Here is a 15,551-nt window from a genome sequence, read left to right on the forward strand (position 1 = left end):
TAGCCCTAGTACTCGTTTTTTATCAGTTGGATATGCGCCAAACCAATGGCTGACTCTCGGAAGCCACCTTCACAATAGCAGAAATAATAGTCCCACAAACGGATGAAGTCATCACTAAAGCCCAACGATTGAATGGCTTCACGATTGGCTAAAAAAGTCGCTCGCCAAGCGCTGAGTGTTCTTGCATAGTCAATACGGTAATCTGAAAGTTGTTTCATATACATGTTGGTGTTGTTCTTTACTAAGTCACAAATTACGCTGACCGAAGGCAAGTGGCCACCCGGAAATATATTACGCTGAATGAAGTCAACATTGTTCACATAGCTGTCATAGCGTTGGTCGTTCATGGTGATGGCTTGAATAAACGACTGTCCACCTGGTTTTAATAACTTATCTAACATTTCAAAATAGGTTGGCATAAACTTATGCCCTACAGCTTCAATCATTTCAATGGAAACAATTTTAGAGTATTCACCTGTTAAATCGCGATAATCCTTCTTTAATAAGATTATTTTTTGATCCAAATCAGCGTCATTGATACGTTTTTGGGCGAGGTCAAACTGGGCGTCTGATATGGTTGTTGTGGTGACTTGGCAGCCATAGTTTTCAGCTGCATAACAGGCTAACCCACCCCACCCAGTGCCTATTTCAAGCAGGTGGTCGTCTTCGGTCAGGTTTAAGGCCTCACAAATAGTTTTAAGCTTGAGCTGTTGAGCCTCCTCAAGGGTTGTGGTCTCATGTGGAAAAATGCCAGATGAATATTGCATGGCCTTATCTAAAAACATCTCATACATCTCATTACTTAAGTCGTAATGTGCGGCAATGTTGGTTCGACTGCCTGTCTTACTATTGCGGTTCGAGCGATGCTTGAACATGTTGACAATGTTTAATAAGAATCCAAAGCGCTGCTCGTGCTTTTCTAGGGTTGCTAAATTCCTAGAAAATAGACGGATCACGTCAACTAAATTATCACTACTCCACATGCCCTCGACGTAGGCTTCACCTGCACCAATACTGCCGCCCCATAAAATACGTGAGTAGGCTTTTTGGTCGTGCACAGTAACAGTGGCTTTAATGTTTGCATCACGGTTACCAAACGAGATTTCTTGCCCATTTTCAATCAACCTAATATGGCCATCAGTTAATTTCTTGAGTAATGAAAATACTACTTTTTTACTCAACGAGGACTTCCCCATTTGCTCAATATCTTTAATGTTGGACATGCTCATGTTTTACTCTTCGTATTGGGCTTGCTAGTCGACAAGGTAGGTGATTCGGTTTTTTTTGTTTGGTAAGGCACATAACGGATACCTTTCAAAGACAACCTTAAAGCTTGCCAGTAAATAGCCCTTACAATGCTAAGGGATACAATTGGCCAGCGAAAGAATACTGCTGTAATTTTTTTAGCGTCAATGTTGTAGCGGGTTGCGCAAAACGATGCCGTAAATAGGTGATGCTCGCGCCAGCTTTCGATAATAATTTCTGTGCGCGTTGTGGGTTCTTTAACTTGCCATCGGTACTCCATGTCTAAATCCATAAAGGGTGATACATGGAATGCTTTTTCTGTAGCGACGGGTGATATTAAATCAATCAAGTAACAGTGGCTCTTATTCCAAGGTGTATTGCTAACTTCGGCCACAAGGTATTTGGCGGTTTCGTTTTCATACAAAAAGAAAAAGTTAACAGGGCTAAAATAAATACCAAAGCAGCGTAATTGAGCCAACATACATACGCGATTGATAGCGCTAACGTTTGCTCCCAAAGAATCAGCGATGGCTATCGCACGCGTTTTTAAAAACTGTCCAGTATTGGCTTTTGATGCTGTGGTTGGAAGTTGTTCATGGCTAAAGTAATCATTAGCCTTGAGCTGCAAAGGGGCCCATCGCTTTGCAGAAAACCACCAAAATTTATGTTGTAGTAGTTCAACTTCGTCAAGGTCGATAAAATTCATATACAGTGGATAGGTGAATTGGTGCTCTTTGGGGAACACGCGTTTATGAAATACCTGGCCAATGTAAAAGGCACTCTTAATGGCCGTATCCATGCTCACATCAATCACTGATGCACTATTTGCGTGGGCATTAGGCATGCGCAGGGCCCTGCGTTAAAGCGTCTTCTTGAATCTCACTTGTCTCACTCTTCGCTAGGGGCTCAGTGGAATCGACACTATCAAGGGAAATTCCAAATCGATGGCAAACATCCAAGGCACTGCGTACGCCATCTTCATGAAAACCGTTATACCAATAGGCACCGCAAAAATGGGTCAAACGATTGCCACAAATACTAGACCTTAATTTCTGTGCCGCAATAGACTCAAGAGTGAAAACAGGGTGAGAATAAGTAAAGCGGCGCAGAATATGTTGTGGAGCAATAAGTGATGTTTGGTTCAGGGTGACGCACAGGTCCTGCTTAGTTTGAAGGCCCTGTAAAATATTCATGTTGTAGGTGAGTGTGGGTAACGTATCTACCTTTGGGTCAATGCAGTAATTCCAGCTTGCATAGGCTCTTTTGTGTTGAGGTAGTATGGTTTTATCCGTGTGCAGTACCACATCATTAGCGCGGTAATTAATGGCACCAAGTACTTGTGTCTCAGACTCACTTGGATCGCTTAATAGAGCTAAGGCTTGGTCTGAGTGACAAGCAAAAATAACCTCATCAAACGTTTCAGTCTGGCCCTTACTGGTAATTTCAACACAGTCTTTAAAGCGCGTGACTGATGTTACAACGGCGTTTAGCCGAATGTCTTGAATAGATTGTGTAAGGCCTGGTATGTAGCTGCGTGAGCCACCTTCAATCACATACCACTGGGGGCGGTTAGCAATATCAAGCAAACCATGATTACTCAAAAAGTTTAGGAAAAACTGCAATGGAAAATCTTTACAACTATCGATAGAAGCTGACCAGATGGCAGCTGTCATAGCCAGCACATAGTGGGTCGCAAAATAATCACTAAAACCGTGCTTATCAAGAAATTCTCCCAGGCTTCCATGGTTATCTAGGCTGGATTCGTTAGCTTTTTTAGACAATCGGTTAAAGCGCAGAATCTCAAAAATAAAGTAATAAAACCGAGGGTTGAGCAAATTTCGCCTTTGTGCAAACAGTGTATTTAAATTATGTCCATTGTATTCAAGGCCTGTGGCTTTATTATGCACGCTAAAGCTCATTTCAGTGGGCTTGCTGGCCACTCCGATTTGAGTCATCATTTTAATGAAGTTGGGGTAGGTGCGATCATTAAAAACAATAAAACCAGTATCTACAGCTAAGGTTTTTCCCTCTATAGCAAGGTCAATCGTTGCTGTGTGACCCCCTAAACAGTCATTGGCTTCAAATAGGGTAGTGTGGTGTTGTTTGCTTAGCAGGTAACCACAAGTCTGCCCCGAAATGCCACTACCAATAATCGCAATGCGTTTTTGGTGGGGCTGGGGCTGGGGTTGGGAAGGCGTCATTCGGCAGTCCTGATCATTTTAATGGCTAGACGGCGCCAAAGGGTATTAGGCAGCAAGGATAATAATTTCATTATCAACAAGAATACTTTGGGAAAATTAATCTCCAACTTACGTTTTTCAAGCCCTCGCATAATATACCTGCAGGCTTGATCGCCAGAGATTATACCCGGCATTGAAAATGTGTTCTTTTGGGTGAGAGCCGTATCCACAAACCCTGGTCGGATGAGTGACACAGCAATGCCTTTGGGACCTAAGTCAATGGCCAAAGTACGGGTTAAATAATCAAGTGCGGCCTTAGACGCACCATAGGCTTCTGAACGAGTCAGTGGCAGCAAGGTTACAGATGAACTCACAATGGCGAGTTGACCACCTTGTTTGATGTTGTCTAACACGCCTTCCAAGCAATAACCTGTGCCTGCAACATTGGTGTCTATAACGCGCTTAAACAAAGCACTGTCAAAAGGCACTACAGTATCCATGTACTCGCATGTGCCTGCATTGAGTATTGCCAGATCAAGAGACTTGACTTGCTTGAGCTGGTTAATCACCTCTGTGCGTTGGTTAATATCAAAAGTGCATAGTGTCAGTTCTGAGTGTGTTGATAAAAGTGCATCTTGTAACTTACTTAATGAGCGCCCACAAGCAATGACATGCCAACCTGCGGCTAAGTAACTTAGGGCAAGATGCATTCCAATACCAGAGCTTGCGCCTGTGATTAAAATGCGTTTCACGCGACTAGCCTTTTTTTCAGCGCTTGAATGATTGTTTTCAATATGGGTACTTGTTCATAAAACATACTGCCTACATCAAAGTAATCTCTATGGTACGTGATGCGCTCATCAAACTTAATTTCACTCACACCAGTCACCGTAATCTCTTTATGGCCATTTAATTTTGGGTGAGCAAAGCTCATGGTCCAAGTAATAAAAGCTTGACCATCGTTAGCCACCACATCAGTTATTTTAAAACGACAATAGGACACGTTCGACATCATTTTTCTAAAATGATGTTTAAGGTCATTAAGCCCTTCGACTTTCCCAATCGGATCTTCGAACACTGCATTTTGATCATAAATGCTGTCAAGTCCAGCAATGCTGTCCTGATTAAACTCTTTGTAGTAGAGGCAAAAATTCTCAACTATTGTGTGCATAATATAGTGGCCCTAATGGTTAACTTTTTCAAACATAACAAGCTTAAAACTATACCTTAAAACTCTACCTTAAAAGTGAATGCATGATTGTGGCTGTGCTAAGTTGTTATTAAAGCAAGCAATATCTTCAGTTAAACAGGCACTGATACCAACCTGCATAAAAAACGGATAAGCATCAATGGATGCCTTGTCAGCAGCTGTAAACTGTTGACTACTCATCGTGTCCTTCTCACCCGCTCATTATAGTCTGATGTAATGCAAGTGCGCTATTAAGCGCGCCGATAGTGCCCCCACTCGCTAACCAATCCCCACAACAGCCCACTTTGAGTGTTTTATCCCAGATGAAAGGCTGGTGTGCTTGTGTGACAGGTTTATGTCGTGCCATGCGCCAGTAATGAGATGTCAATGCCTGGGGCTCCATTTTGACATCAAAATGTTGGCAGAAGGATTGGGTCAATTTAACTGCAGCGATCTGACTATCTGCATGGTGTTGTTCATGCGCCCACTCATGCGTGCTATGCAATACCCATATTTCTTGCAGGGGGTTTGGACAATTTCTATCGGGTTTGCTGTTTTCACGAACGGCCCTAAATAACACACCATGGCCACTTTCATAGGCATCCGCCTGCAAATTTAAAGACCTTTGAAAACCGATTGCACAGACGTATTGGGGCAGGCTTTCAATGGGTAATTTCTCGCTGTAACTAAAGTCGTCAACGGTGTTAAGTAGATCAATGGCCTGCTCTGGAGGAGAGGTGATGATGAGTTGTCTAGTGACCGCAAGTAGCTGGTGCTGTTCATCATAAAGCGACCACTGGTTACTCGAGCGCTCAATTTTTTTGACTTTGCTCTGGGTCAGGATATTAATGTGCCCAGCAACTTTATTATGCCATGAGCTCATGGCTGGGCTGCCACAGTGGGATGCTCGTATTTTAATGTCCCTTTTGTGGCCATCAAAATGGCTGGCTCGTTTGGTCCAAGTGGATAAATAGCCCTGTTTGACCCAGGCCTCAATTTTTTCTTTCAGCAGTGGGTGCGAAGCCTTGCGCAAAGAGAATTCGGGAGCCCCTAAATCGATACCAAAGTGATTGCCATCTTCCCTAGCAATCCGGCGGCGGCTGCAGCGGCCGCCAATACCCCTGCTTTTTTCGATAAGAAGGCACTCAATACCTGCTTCGTCAAGCAAGTTAGCCGCAAAGCAGCCTGCAGTGCCGGCACCAATGACGGCGACTTCAGCGGTGAGTGGATTCATGGGGTTTGGTACTCATATACTACACAAAAAAATAATCCTCGTACTTCTATTTTATTGTACAGGATTCTTTTTTAGGTTGGGCCCGTGGAAAAGTAAAAGTTTGAAAATAAACAATAGTGATCAGTGTAACCATGATGTCAAAAAGGTGGAAACCTGAGTCTATATCTAGTCTTCAAATGCTAAAACCTAATTTAATACCATTTAGTACCAATTTCAATAAAAAGATTCTGACCACTTTTAGGCCTGCCTAATTAAATTAAACAAGGTGTTTAGCTCCTCTCCCAAGGGATGGAAGGGGTCACGGGTTGTTTGCTGACGAGTAGACCTTGGATGGCTAGCGAGTGATTATTTGTGATCCTAGTTTGGTTACCCGATCGAAGCTGTTATTATGCATGTCTTTACTTAAGGTATCGTTAAATGAACCGTCGCAAAAAAGACATCTAAATTTTAAAGGCCCGTGTGAATGAGGCCAATGCTAAGTTGAGCACCCAAACTAAGCCCAAATACATTAGAAAAACGTCAAATAATTGCCTTATATAAATTGGAATAAACTATGAAAATATTGATGACAGGTGGCACTGGTTTAATCGGAGAAGCCTTTATTAAGCAATTCCAAGAGCATCAATTTACTGTTCTGACCCGCTCGATATCATCCCAATCTGCTAAATTGGCGGTGTTCAATAATAACGCTGCTATGCCTGTTAAAGTTGACTTTATTGATACGTTAGAACCTTTAAAAAACCTAGATGGGTTTGACGCAGTGATCAATCTTGCAGGCGAACCCATTATTGACAAGCGCTGGAGCCCAAAACAAAAACACATTATTTGCCAAAGCCGGTGGTCATTAACACAGCAACTAGTGGACTTGTTTACCAATAGTCAAACACCTCCAGTGGTGTTTCTGAGTGGCTCTGCTATCGGTGTTTATGGTGATTGTGGAGATCAACCTGTTACGGAGGACTCTGCAGTTGAAGGCACTGATTTCGCTAGCCAATTATGCCGAAACTGGGAACAGATTGCTCTGGGCGCTGCACCCTACACTCGGGTTGTGTTGCTTAGAACTGGCATTGTCTTAGCGGCTCATGGAGGTGCCCTTGGTAAAATGTTGTTGCCCTTTAAATGCGGTTTAGGTGGTCCTATTGGTGGTGGCAAACAGTTTATGTCATGGATCCATTATCAAGACCACATCAACGCCATGCAATTTGCGTTGTTAAAGAGCAGCATTTCAGGCGCGGTCAATTTGGTTGCCCCAGAGGCACAAACAAACAGCGTGTTCACTCAAACATTAGCCAAAGCCCTCAATAGGCTTGCTGTTTTTCCGTTGCCGAAAAAAATATTGCAGCTGTTGCTTGGAGAGTCCGCTTGTTTGTTGCTTGATAGCCAAAACATCGTTCCCCAAAAGTTAATGCAAAGTGGGTTTGAGTTTAAATTTCATCGTTTGAAATTAGCTTTAGAAAACCTACTTAAATCTCCTTCTGTTTAAATCTCAATACACATTGATACCAATGGACCAACACACATGAAACACTTATTAATCGCCGCCCATGGAAGTCGAAGAGAATCTTCAAATGAAGAATTAAAACATCTAGGCATGAAGGTCTCAGCGATGTTGGGAGTGGCTAACAATCAAGTTGACGTCGCTTTTTTGGAGTTTGCTTCTCCTTCAATAGAGAACGCGCTGGTCGAGCTATTTAATAATCACGTCACAGAAGTGATTGTGTTGCCTTATTTCTTATCGGCTGGCAACCACGTTGTCAGAGATATACCTGCAGCGATTAGCAAGGTATTAGCTCAATGGCCTGATAAAAAAATAACACTTTTACCTCACATCGGGGCCCTAGATAGCATGGTGGGTGCCATCGCTGGAGCTTTTGAGAGTTAAAAGTAGGTTCCAAGCTGGGGCACTTATGCCTTTGCCAATTCTGGGTTCAAAAGTTGATCGGCACGGGTTGCTGATTAATAGTTTGTTGATTTATCTGAACCAGAAATAGATATGGCCCTAGGGGATTATAGTGACCTCCTAGGGCCATTGTTTTGTTCAGTGGACGGCTGCAATTATCCTCTCAGAAAGAGGGTTTATGTGATTGCGGGACACGGCGTTATTTATGGTCTTGAATGGCTTTAACGGCAGCCGCTGTCTCAAGCACAGATTGTTTGAAGGTGATTGGTGTCCAATTAAACAGGTCTCGCGTTTGTGAATTATCAGAACCTAGATGCATCCCTAAAATGCCCAACATGCCTTTCACTTCGCGATCAAAGTTAGCCAGCAAGCGGAGTAAGAAATTAGGCGCAATGCGGGTGCTTGGCCCTTTGTAGCCTTCATCCTTGAGGAACTGTGCGGCACTTTGGAATCCGTGAGGTTCTGAGCTTGCCGCGATGATCCGTTTACCCGCTGTCTTGGGGAGAGCTAAGGCTTGCACATGCAGTTTCGCCACGTCGCGCACATCCACCATGGGGAATGCTGTGTTTGGCACCATTGGCATTTTGCCACTGAGCATTTGCACCAGCATCGACATGGATTGGCCTGTGATATTGCGCCCCAATGGTGGGCCAAACACGCCACCTGGGGCTATGACCGTGAGTTCCATTGGCGCATCGTCTGACTGCTCGTTGATGAAATCCCAAGCTGCCTTTTCTGCAAGAGTTTTACTTTTGGTGTAGGTGTTGATATCTGGCGCATCGACATCAGTCCAGTCGCTTGGGCTAAATGTGCCTGTTTTCATGCTGCCCATCATCGAAAAGATTGAGCTGGTTATTACAAGGCGTTGCACACCGGCCTTCTTTGCGGCCCGCAAGGCCCGGAGGGTGCCATCAATGGCAGGACTGATCAAGTCTTTGGGTTCTTTGGGGTTTGCTAAAACAAATGGAGAAGCCACATGCATCACAAATTCGCAGTCTGCTGCAGCTTCGTCCCAACCACGATCTGATGTGAGGTCAAGTTCGACAAGCGTCAGATTCTGTGTATCTACCGATGCTGCTGCAAGCGTATCACGAACCTCTTGGCCTTTGGTAAGATTGCGGATGGAGCCACGAACACTGTAGCCTGCGTCTAATAGCTCCTTAGCACAATGCAGCCCGATATAGCCTGAAATGCCCGTCAAAAGTATAGTGTTCTTCATAATTATTTCTCAAATTTTTTAATTTAATACTATTTAGTATCTTTTAATGATAGCGAAGTATCTGATAACTTGTCAATTTATAATACCATTAGGTACGAATTTTAATAAAAAGATCACAATCCCTCCTAGGCCCGCTTAATCAAATTAAACCAATTAAAAAAAGGCGAGCCTTTTTCCCAAGGGGTCAAAGTGGACATGAGTTGTTTGCTGACGAAAAGACCTTGGATGGCTAGCGAGTGATTATTTGTGATCCTAGTTTGGTTAGCCGATCGAAGCTGCTATTATGCATGTGTTTACTTAAGGTACCGAACCATGAATCGTCGCAAAAAAGGCATCCAAATTTTAAAGGCGCGTGTGAAAAAGGCCAATGCTAAGTTGAGCACCCAAACTAAGCCCAAATACATTAGTAAAGTGCAGCGAGCCAGACTAGACACTACTGCGATAGAAAATGACCCAGTAACAGCTGAGACACAGACTTAACCTTTTACTAGGACCCAATCAATTGAGCCCAAGGCATCTGCTCTATAAGCTGACTTTATTGATTTACAATTTGCCCAACTAAAACCTAGAATTCATGGGCTTATTGAAGCCATAACGAACAAAAAAACGAGATGGAAAAATAACAATGAAAATGAATCCGATGGGGCGCACTGGCGTCATGGTTTCTGAATTATGTCTTGGCACCATGACTTTTGGCACACAAACCTCTGAAGCTGAAGGACACGCACAACTTGATTGTGCCCTAGCCAACAGTATCAATTTTGTTGATACGGCTGAAATGTACCCTGTTAATCCAATAGCCGAAGAAACCATTGGCAGAACAGAAGAAATCATAGGCACTTGGAATGCTAAAAATAGGTCACGTCGGAGTGACTATATTTTGGCCACCAAACATTCGGGTGAAGGCCTCTCATATGTGCGCAATGGGGACCCCATTTCTTCAAACACCATTGCAGAAACTATTGAAGGTAACTTACGCCGCCTCCAAACTGACTATATTGACCTTTACCAATTTCATTGGCCCAACCGGGGTTCCTATATGTTTCGAAAAAACTGGGATTACAACCCAGCAACTCAGAATAAAGCTGAGACACTGGCGCAGATGGAAGATTGTTTGGAAGCCCTACAAAAACAGGTTGATAAAGGCAATATAAGACATTTTGGCCTTTCTAACGAAAGTGCGTGGGGGACGGCCCAGTGGTTGCGTTTGTCAGAAGATCGGGGTTTGCCAAGGGTTGCAACCATACAAAACGAGTATTCACTTTTGTGCCGCCTTTATGACACGGACTTGGCAGAACTTAGTGTCAATGAAGAGGTTGGATTGATCGCATTTTCTCCCTTAGCGGCGGGATTGTTGACTGGTAAATATCAAGATAGTGTGACTCCAGCGGGGTCACGTAAAACTTTTACAGCAGATTTGGGTGGACGGACTACGCAGCGAGTATGGCCTGCCGTTGATGCCTATAGTCAGATCGCAGCCAAACACGAGGTAGACATTGTGCATATGTCGCTTGCGTGGTGCCTGACTCGACCCTTTATGTGTTCTGCAATTTTTGGTGCAACGCGTCATGCACAACTTGAGCATATTCTTAAAACCAATGATGTGGTGTTAAGTGCAGAGTGTTTAGCTGATATTACTGAGGCCCATAAATCTCATCCTATGCCGTTTTAAATCATGACTCAGGCGCTATATGCTAACTTTAAACCCACTAAGTTGGCTTGGTTTGGTTTAGCCTAGCGTACTTTGCTCAGGTTAGTTAGTTAAGCTCTTAAATAACCCATGGGAAGCGATGGTGGCTTTTCAAATTCAAAGGTATTGTTGTGGCAACCAAGCAAATGATTACTGAATTTTTAACCAATGAATTTCCTCAGTCTAAGTGTGTACTTGAGGCCATTGGAGAGCGCACTTCTATTGTAAGTCATGCGATAGGGTTTAACGAATTACGTCCGGGTGGAACTGTTTCTGGACCTCTGCTCATGACGGTTGCAGATGTGGCTTTATATGCGGCTGTGTTAGGGGAGGTGGGCTTAGTCGCCTTAGCCGTCACTTCGAACTTATCAATCAATTTTTTAACCAAACCAGCAGCTGATAAAGACATCGTGGGTTACGCTAAACTCACTAAAGTGGGCCGCACTCTTGTTATGGGTGAAGTGATGTTGTACTCGCGTGGTGTTGAACAACCTGTAGCTCAGGTTATAGGGACCTACGCCTTGCCTGCCAATGGTTAAGAAGAACTGCACTTATGCCGTTGTTATCTAAGCGTAAGCATTGCTAATACGCAAGAATCATCCAATCAAGTGAGTGCAATCATTCAATTTCATCTCATCTTAGCTCGTTCATTACAGCTAACATGGCGGGTAATAGGGCTGCCCCCATGTCACTGCTGCGCTCAGCAGACCAACCGTATCTGGTATCTGGCAAATTAAAATTATCGATAAAAGGCATCTCTAAGGTGAGTGATAAGCAGTTATAAGTCTGGCCCACTGATGCACTAGCTAAGGAGAGGTTAGCTTCACCTGGAAGGTCTTTCTGGTAGCCATGCTGTGTTTGGTAGTCTGGGTTGCTAATGAGCAACTGCTTTTTAAAGATTCCTTCTAGTATAGCGAGTCTTGAGTTGTAGGCTGGAATACCTTGGTTATCGACCAAAAACACGTAAGGAATTTCTTCGTCACCGTGGCAGTCAATAAAAAGATCGACGCCAGTTTCACGCATTTTTTCTTGTGTCAAAAACACTTCAGGACTGCGCTCCATAGATGCGTCTAACCATTCTCGGTTGAGGTTAACTCCTGCGGCGTTAGTGCGCAGGTGGCCGCGCACGCTTCCATCTGGGTTCATGTTGGGAATAATATAAAATACGCAGTGTTGCAGTAGTGTGCGGCTGCATGCATCATTGGCATCAAGAAGTTTTTGTAGTAAACCCTCGATGGCAAATTCTGCCATGGTTTCCCCTGGGTGTTGTCGAGCTGTTAACCAAATTTTACGTTTGTTTGGCAGTGCCTCACCAATCGTCAACAGACTTAAAGGCCTGCCATCTAAAGTGCTACCTAGGGTGGTTAGCTCACACAAGTTGCTAGTCTGTGCCCACCCAATAAGATCCTGATGCCGCTCCCAAGAGTAGGGTGTAAAATAGCTATACCAAACTAAGTCATGGTCTGCGGCATGGTTAAAAATAAGGCATTCATTTTCGTAGCGAGTGGGGACTCTAAACCATTCTTCTCTGTCATAGGATGCAACGACTTGAAACTTTCCCCAACCTTCAGGAAAAGCCGAACCTGCTGCATTGATTAAACTGAGTTCTAAGGAGTTCTGATGCTTAGCCCCAGCAATGCTAAAGTGAAACCACTGATAGAAATTGGATTGTTTATCATGACATATGGCTAACTCAATAGGATTACTCTGTGCATTGATGACTTTAATGTTGCCACTATCGAAGTGGCTATTAATATGGAATGTCATGTTCGTTTCCTTTTTCTGAATCCAATAGAATATTGTTTATTAGGTTTGGCACAAAATATTAGTCAAACGAATGCTTCAATATTATTTTGATATTGTAGAAGGTTTGTTAACGTTAAGTTGCACCTATTTTCGATGCTTTTTATGTGCCACCTAAGCTCTGATGAGGGCCTGTGACATTATATTCACGACCTTATAATATGCAGGGTAGAAAGTATTCAACAGAAGTCATCTAAAATACTGCTAAAACGGTTTCAATGTAATAACTCTAGGCCCTTTTTGGACGCGTTGCTATAGAAATGTTTTGCAAAAGAATGATCAGCAGCGGAAAAGCTGGCACCAATATTTTGACAGGTATTTTTGACAGGAATTTTTAATACAAACGATGAAAAAATGGCTGGGATAGCAGGATTCGAACCTGCGCATGACGAGATCAAAACCCGTTGCCTTACCGCTTGGCGATATCCCAGCAATGTCCAAAGGACAGATCAAAATGGTGGCTATGACTAGATTCGAACTAGTGACCCCATCATTATGAGTGATGTGCTCTAACCAACTGAGCTACATAGCCATTTCAATCATATTCAAGCACAGTGGCTGCACTTGAGGACGCGAATTATTCCTTGTTTTAGGGATGCTGTCAACACCCTCAAACAAAGCTTTTAAACATTAAATCTGAAGTGCACCACATCACCGTCTTTTACACGGTATTCTTTGCCTTCCAAGCGCCATTTGCCAGCTTCTTTCGCACCTTGTTCTCCGTTACCAGCAATAAAGTCATCATAACCAACGACTTCAGCACGGATGAATCCTTTTTCAAAATCAGTGTGGATGACCCCCGCGGCTTGCGGTGCCGTAGCATTTTGTTTAACGGTCCAAGCCCGAACTTCTTTCACACCAGCCGTAAAGTATGTTTGTAAACTGAGTAGTTCGTACCCTGCGCGTATGACACGATCTAGGCCTGGTTCGTTCATACCAATATCAGCTAAAAATTCTCGCTTGTCTGCATCGTCAAGCTCACTAATTTCGGCTTCAATTTGATTACAAATAGCCACTACTTTGGCACCCTCTGCTGCGGCAAAGGCGTTGACTGCGTCCAGATGAGGGTTGTCTTCAAAACCATCATCAGCCACATTGGCAATATACATGGTAGGTTTGCTGGTCAGCAGGTGAAAGCCCTTTACCATGTCTAGCTCATCATCGCTTAAGTCTAAAGTGCGCACTGCAGTGCCTTCACTAAGGGGGCCTGCAAGCTTCTCCAAGAATACCATAGTGGCTTGGGCTTCTTTGTCGCCAGTACGGGCGATTCGATGCACACGAGCCTTTTGCTTTTCTACAGAGTCCAAGTCGGCTAAGGCCAGTTCCATATTAATGATGCCAATATCGTCAATGGGATCAATGCGATTAGCGACGTGAATAACGTTATCATCTTCAAAGCATCGCACAACATGAGCAATGGCATCGGTCTCCCGAATGTTAGCTAAAAATTTGTTACCCAAACCCTCACCTTTTGATGCGCCTTCCACTAAGCCTGCAATGTCCACAAATTCCATGGTGGTGGGCATGATTCGTTCTGGTTCCACGATCGCTGCTAAAGCTTGTAAGCGTAGGTCTGGCATGGCCACCACTCCAGCATTGGGCTCAATCGTGCAAAATGGAAAGTTTTCTGCACCAATGCCAGCTTTGGTCAGGGCGTTAAACAGGGTGGATTTACCCACATTTGGTAGGCCTACGATGCCGCAATTGAATCCCATGGGATACCTCTAGTCATGTTAATTAGATCGCTGGTTTAACTCGTGTGTAGATCGTTCATCGCTTTTTGCCATTGCCCAGAAATGGCATCTGACATTGCTTTAATTGCTTTTTCCATTGAATGGTCAATACTAATGCGTTCTTCAAGGGGTGCTTTTTTCAATACATAATTAGTCACTAGCTTGGCATCACCAGGGTGGCCTATACCTAAGCGTAAACGATGAAAATTCTTGTCGCCACTGCGCTTATTGATAATATCTCGCAAACCGTTATGGCCCCCATGACCCCCACCTAATTTAAGGCGGGCTGTGCCAGGAGGTAAGTCCAATTCGTCATGGGCTACAAGCATATGCTGGGTGTCGATTTTATAAAAGTTGCACAGGGCTTGGACAGACTGCCCACTTAAATTCATAAAAGTATGAGGAATCAGTAAATGTACTTTATGACCCGCTACAAGACCTTGCCCATAGTCGCCAAAAAAACGCTTTTCTGGAGCCAAAGCAATACCTTCAGTCCGAGCTAATTGTGCGAGCCAGTCTTGGCCTGCGTTATGCCGAGTGTGCTCGTATTTAACACCAGGGTTACCTAAGCCAACAATAAGTTTGATGGGTTCAGCAGGCAGAGTATTAGACATAGTCACAGGTTCCAAATAAAAACGCCCTTGCTAAATCAATAACAAAGGCGTTTATGACAACAACAACTAAACGCTGCTGGTTTTAATTACCTTTGGCACCAGCAATCGTAGCAATTGCTTGGTTGTGGTCTTCACCTAGGCGCAGAGCGCGCACAGTAACACCCTTTGGTAGCTGAATGTCTGAAAGGTGGACAATGCCACCAATAGGCACATCTTGCATGTCTACGGTTACAAATTCTGGTAGATTCGCAGCTAAACAAGTAATTTCAACTTCACTTTGAGCATGAGATACCGTGCCACCACCAATCTTTATGGATGGAGCTGAGGCTTCGTTGATGAACTTGATAGGCACTAAAATGTGAATCAAGTTGGACTTAGTCACACGCAAGAAATCAACGTGTTGAATTTCTTGCTTGGCTGGGTGACGCTGTAAATCCTTAACAATAACAGGCTCTTCTTTGCCGCCAACGTTAAGGGTAATGACAGAGCTATAAAAGCCATCTGTTTCAGAAGCTTTCCAAAGGTCTTTGTGAATCAAAGTGATGGATTGAGGCTTCTTGTTCTTGGCACCACCAAAAACGATAGCAGGTGTGCCACCGGATAGACGACGTAGGCGGCGGCTCGCACCTTTCCCCAAGTCATCACGGGCTTCAGCATTTAGAGAGATAGACATTTGTCTTTCCTTTTTTTATGGTCCTGGGCACTTGCGACCGGTGCACGATAGGACGGTTAAGATGGCCTGTT

18 protein-coding genes and 2 tRNA genes are annotated in these 15,551 nt (G+C 43.8%); 6 read left to right on the top strand and 14 right to left on the bottom strand.

Translation table 11 applies throughout. The features are described 5' to 3' along the window. Positions 1 to 5 precede the first annotated feature (5 nt). The 7 genes from ABXT59_RS02620 to ABXT59_RS02650 all read right to left on the bottom strand — a co-directional run bounded on the left by ABXT59_RS02620 (position 6) and on the right by ABXT59_RS02650 (position 5,848). Positions 6 to 1,229, bottom strand: a complete 1,224-nt coding sequence (locus ABXT59_RS02620) for a class I SAM-dependent methyltransferase (RefSeq protein WP_443637511.1) — start codon at positions 1,227 to 1,229, stop codon at positions 6 to 8. Then, positions 1,226 to 2,089: a DUF1365 domain-containing protein gene (locus tag ABXT59_RS02625; protein WP_443637512.1), complete on the bottom strand. Its 864-nt coding sequence runs from the start codon at positions 2,087 to 2,089 to the stop codon at positions 1,226 to 1,228. The genes ABXT59_RS02620 and ABXT59_RS02625 overlap by 4 nt, the downstream gene beginning before the upstream one ends. Beyond that, on the bottom strand, positions 2,082 to 3,446 hold the full coding sequence (locus ABXT59_RS02630) for an NAD(P)/FAD-dependent oxidoreductase (protein WP_443637513.1): 1,365 nt from the start codon (positions 3,444 to 3,446) through the stop codon (positions 2,082 to 2,084). The genes ABXT59_RS02625 and ABXT59_RS02630 overlap by 8 nt, the downstream gene beginning before the upstream one ends. Then, positions 3,443 to 4,177 carry an SDR family NAD(P)-dependent oxidoreductase gene (locus tag ABXT59_RS02635; RefSeq protein WP_443637515.1) on the bottom strand — a complete coding sequence of 245 codons (735 nt, stop codon included), beginning with the start codon at positions 4,175 to 4,177 and terminating at the stop codon, positions 3,443 to 3,445. Before ABXT59_RS02635 ends, ABXT59_RS02630 begins: the two co-directional genes overlap by 4 nt. Continuing rightward, the gene (locus ABXT59_RS02640) at positions 4,174 to 4,596 is read right to left on the bottom strand and encodes a nuclear transport factor 2 family protein (protein WP_443637516.1); all 423 of its coding nucleotides are present in this window, start codon (positions 4,594 to 4,596) and stop codon (positions 4,174 to 4,176) included. Before ABXT59_RS02640 ends, ABXT59_RS02635 begins: the two co-directional genes overlap by 4 nt. 69 nt (positions 4,597 to 4,665) lie before the next feature. After that, positions 4,666 to 4,815, bottom strand: coding sequence for a hypothetical protein (locus tag ABXT59_RS02645; RefSeq protein WP_443637518.1), 150 nt, complete (start codon positions 4,813 to 4,815; stop codon positions 4,666 to 4,668). A gap of 10 nt (positions 4,816 to 4,825) precedes the next feature. Then, on the bottom strand, positions 4,826 to 5,848 hold the full coding sequence (locus ABXT59_RS02650; RefSeq protein ID WP_443637519.1) for an NAD(P)/FAD-dependent oxidoreductase: 1,023 nt from the start codon (positions 5,846 to 5,848) through the stop codon (positions 4,826 to 4,828). Positions 5,849 to 6,292: 444 nt separating this feature from the next. On the opposite strand from ABXT59_RS02650, the gene ABXT59_RS02655 reads away from it, so the two are divergent. The 3 genes from ABXT59_RS02655 to ABXT59_RS02665 are packed head-to-tail and all read left to right on the top strand — an operon-like array spanning position 6,293 to position 7,730. Continuing rightward, positions 6,293 to 6,388 (top strand): DUF2986 domain-containing protein, encoded by a 96-nt coding sequence (locus tag ABXT59_RS02655; RefSeq protein ID WP_443638535.1) that lies wholly within the window; start codon positions 6,293 to 6,295, stop codon positions 6,386 to 6,388. Positions 6,389 to 6,401: 13 nt separating this feature from the next. Beyond that, positions 6,402 to 7,331, top strand: coding sequence for a TIGR01777 family oxidoreductase (locus ABXT59_RS02660; protein ID WP_443637520.1), 930 nt, complete (start codon positions 6,402 to 6,404; stop codon positions 7,329 to 7,331). Between the two features lie 36 nt (positions 7,332 to 7,367). Further along, the gene (locus ABXT59_RS02665) at positions 7,368 to 7,730 is read left to right on the top strand and encodes a sirohydrochlorin chelatase (protein WP_443637521.1); all 363 of its coding nucleotides are present in this window, start codon (positions 7,368 to 7,370) and stop codon (positions 7,728 to 7,730) included. 217 nt (positions 7,731 to 7,947) lie between these two features. On the opposite strand, the gene ABXT59_RS02670 is transcribed toward ABXT59_RS02665, so the two are convergent. Beyond that, positions 7,948 to 8,967 (bottom strand): SDR family oxidoreductase, encoded by a 1,020-nt coding sequence (locus ABXT59_RS02670; protein WP_443637522.1) that lies wholly within the window; start codon positions 8,965 to 8,967, stop codon positions 7,948 to 7,950. A gap of 312 nt (positions 8,968 to 9,279) precedes the next feature. On the opposite strand from ABXT59_RS02670, the gene ABXT59_RS02675 reads away from it, so the two are divergent. The 3 genes from ABXT59_RS02675 (at position 9,280) to ABXT59_RS02685 (ending at position 11,196) form a co-directional block, all read left to right on the top strand. Then, the gene (locus ABXT59_RS02675; protein ID WP_443637523.1) at positions 9,280 to 9,447 is read left to right on the top strand and encodes a DUF2986 domain-containing protein; all 168 of its coding nucleotides are present in this window, start codon (positions 9,280 to 9,282) and stop codon (positions 9,445 to 9,447) included. Positions 9,448 to 9,592: 145 nt separating this feature from the next. Next, complete coding sequence (locus tag ABXT59_RS02680) at positions 9,593 to 10,639, top strand: aldo/keto reductase (RefSeq protein ID WP_443637524.1); 1,047 nt, start codon at positions 9,593 to 9,595, stop codon at positions 10,637 to 10,639. A gap of 149 nt (positions 10,640 to 10,788) precedes the next feature. Continuing rightward, on the top strand, positions 10,789 to 11,196 hold the full coding sequence (locus ABXT59_RS02685; protein ID WP_443637525.1) for a PaaI family thioesterase: 408 nt from the start codon (positions 10,789 to 10,791) through the stop codon (positions 11,194 to 11,196). A 94-nt stretch (positions 11,197 to 11,290) separates the two neighbouring features. Here ABXT59_RS02685 and ABXT59_RS02690 read toward each other — a convergent pair whose 3' ends face one another. From ABXT59_RS02690 to ABXT59_RS02715, 6 genes are all read right to left on the bottom strand, one after another. Then, the gene (locus ABXT59_RS02690) at positions 11,291 to 12,424 is read right to left on the bottom strand and encodes a M14 family metallopeptidase (RefSeq protein ID WP_443637527.1); all 1,134 of its coding nucleotides are present in this window, start codon (positions 12,422 to 12,424) and stop codon (positions 11,291 to 11,293) included. 391 nt (positions 12,425 to 12,815) lie between these two features. Then, a tRNA-Gln gene (locus ABXT59_RS02695) sits at positions 12,816 to 12,890 on the bottom strand. A 25-nt stretch (positions 12,891 to 12,915) separates the two neighbouring features. Then, positions 12,916 to 12,992, bottom strand: a tRNA-Met gene (locus ABXT59_RS02700). A gap of 91 nt (positions 12,993 to 13,083) precedes the next feature. Further along, positions 13,084 to 14,175 (bottom strand): redox-regulated ATPase YchF, encoded by a 1,092-nt coding sequence (gene ychF / locus ABXT59_RS02705; RefSeq protein WP_443637529.1) that lies wholly within the window; start codon positions 14,173 to 14,175, stop codon positions 13,084 to 13,086. 35 nt (positions 14,176 to 14,210) lie between these two features. Continuing rightward, positions 14,211 to 14,807 (bottom strand): aminoacyl-tRNA hydrolase, encoded by a 597-nt coding sequence (gene pth, locus ABXT59_RS02710; RefSeq protein WP_443637531.1) that lies wholly within the window; start codon positions 14,805 to 14,807, stop codon positions 14,211 to 14,213. A gap of 82 nt (positions 14,808 to 14,889) precedes the next feature. Beyond that, entirely contained in the window at positions 14,890 to 15,480 is a 591-nt protein-coding gene (locus ABXT59_RS02715) for a 50S ribosomal protein L25/general stress protein Ctc (RefSeq protein ID WP_443637532.1), read from the bottom strand. Positions 15,481 to 15,551: the final 71 nt, after the last annotated feature.

Origin of the sequence: Candidatus Njordibacter sp. Uisw_058, assembly GCF_047730065.1 — a bacterium.
In the GTDB taxonomy this organism is placed as follows: domain Bacteria; phylum Pseudomonadota; class Gammaproteobacteria; order Pseudomonadales; family Balneatricaceae; genus Njordibacter.

What these genes read in the sequence shown, in the direction of transcription:
- ABXT59_RS02625 (WP_443637512.1), bottom strand. Translation starts at nt 2,089, where the DNA reads ATGCCTAATGCCCACGCAAATAGTGCATCAGTGATTGATGTGAGCATG.
- ychF (WP_443637529.1), bottom strand. Translation starts at nt 14,175, where the DNA reads ATGGGATTCAATTGCGGCATCGTAGGCCTACCAAATGTGGGTAAATCC.
- ABXT59_RS02660 (WP_443637520.1), top strand. Translation starts at nt 6,402, where the DNA reads ATGAAAATATTGATGACAGGTGGCACTGGTTTAATCGGAGAAGCCTTT.
- ABXT59_RS02715 (WP_443637532.1), bottom strand. Translation starts at nt 15,480, where the DNA reads ATGTCTATCTCTCTAAATGCTGAAGCCCGTGATGACTTGGGGAAAGGT.
- pth (WP_443637531.1), bottom strand. Translation starts at nt 14,807, where the DNA reads ATGTCTAATACTCTGCCTGCTGAACCCATCAAACTTATTGTTGGCTTA.
- ABXT59_RS02665 (WP_443637521.1), top strand. Translation starts at nt 7,368, where the DNA reads ATGAAACACTTATTAATCGCCGCCCATGGAAGTCGAAGAGAATCTTCA.
- ABXT59_RS02630 (WP_443637513.1), bottom strand. Translation starts at nt 3,446, where the DNA reads ATGACGCCTTCCCAACCCCAGCCCCAGCCCCACCAAAAACGCATTGCG.
- ABXT59_RS02675 (WP_443637523.1), top strand. Translation starts at nt 9,280, where the DNA reads ATGAATCGTCGCAAAAAAGGCATCCAAATTTTAAAGGCGCGTGTGAAA.
- ABXT59_RS02670 (WP_443637522.1), bottom strand. Translation starts at nt 8,967, where the DNA reads ATGAAGAACACTATACTTTTGACGGGCATTTCAGGCTATATCGGGCTG.
- ABXT59_RS02645 (WP_443637518.1), bottom strand. Translation starts at nt 4,815, where the DNA reads ATGAGTAGTCAACAGTTTACAGCTGCTGACAAGGCATCCATTGATGCT.
- ABXT59_RS02640 (WP_443637516.1), bottom strand. Translation starts at nt 4,596, where the DNA reads ATGCACACAATAGTTGAGAATTTTTGCCTCTACTACAAAGAGTTTAAT.
- ABXT59_RS02680 (WP_443637524.1), top strand. Translation starts at nt 9,593, where the DNA reads ATGAAAATGAATCCGATGGGGCGCACTGGCGTCATGGTTTCTGAATTA.
- ABXT59_RS02620 (WP_443637511.1), bottom strand. Translation starts at nt 1,229, where the DNA reads ATGAGCATGTCCAACATTAAAGATATTGAGCAAATGGGGAAGTCCTCG.
- ABXT59_RS02690 (WP_443637527.1), bottom strand. Translation starts at nt 12,424, where the DNA reads ATGACATTCCATATTAATAGCCACTTCGATAGTGGCAACATTAAAGTC.
- ABXT59_RS02650 (WP_443637519.1), bottom strand. Translation starts at nt 5,848, where the DNA reads ATGAATCCACTCACCGCTGAAGTCGCCGTCATTGGTGCCGGCACTGCA.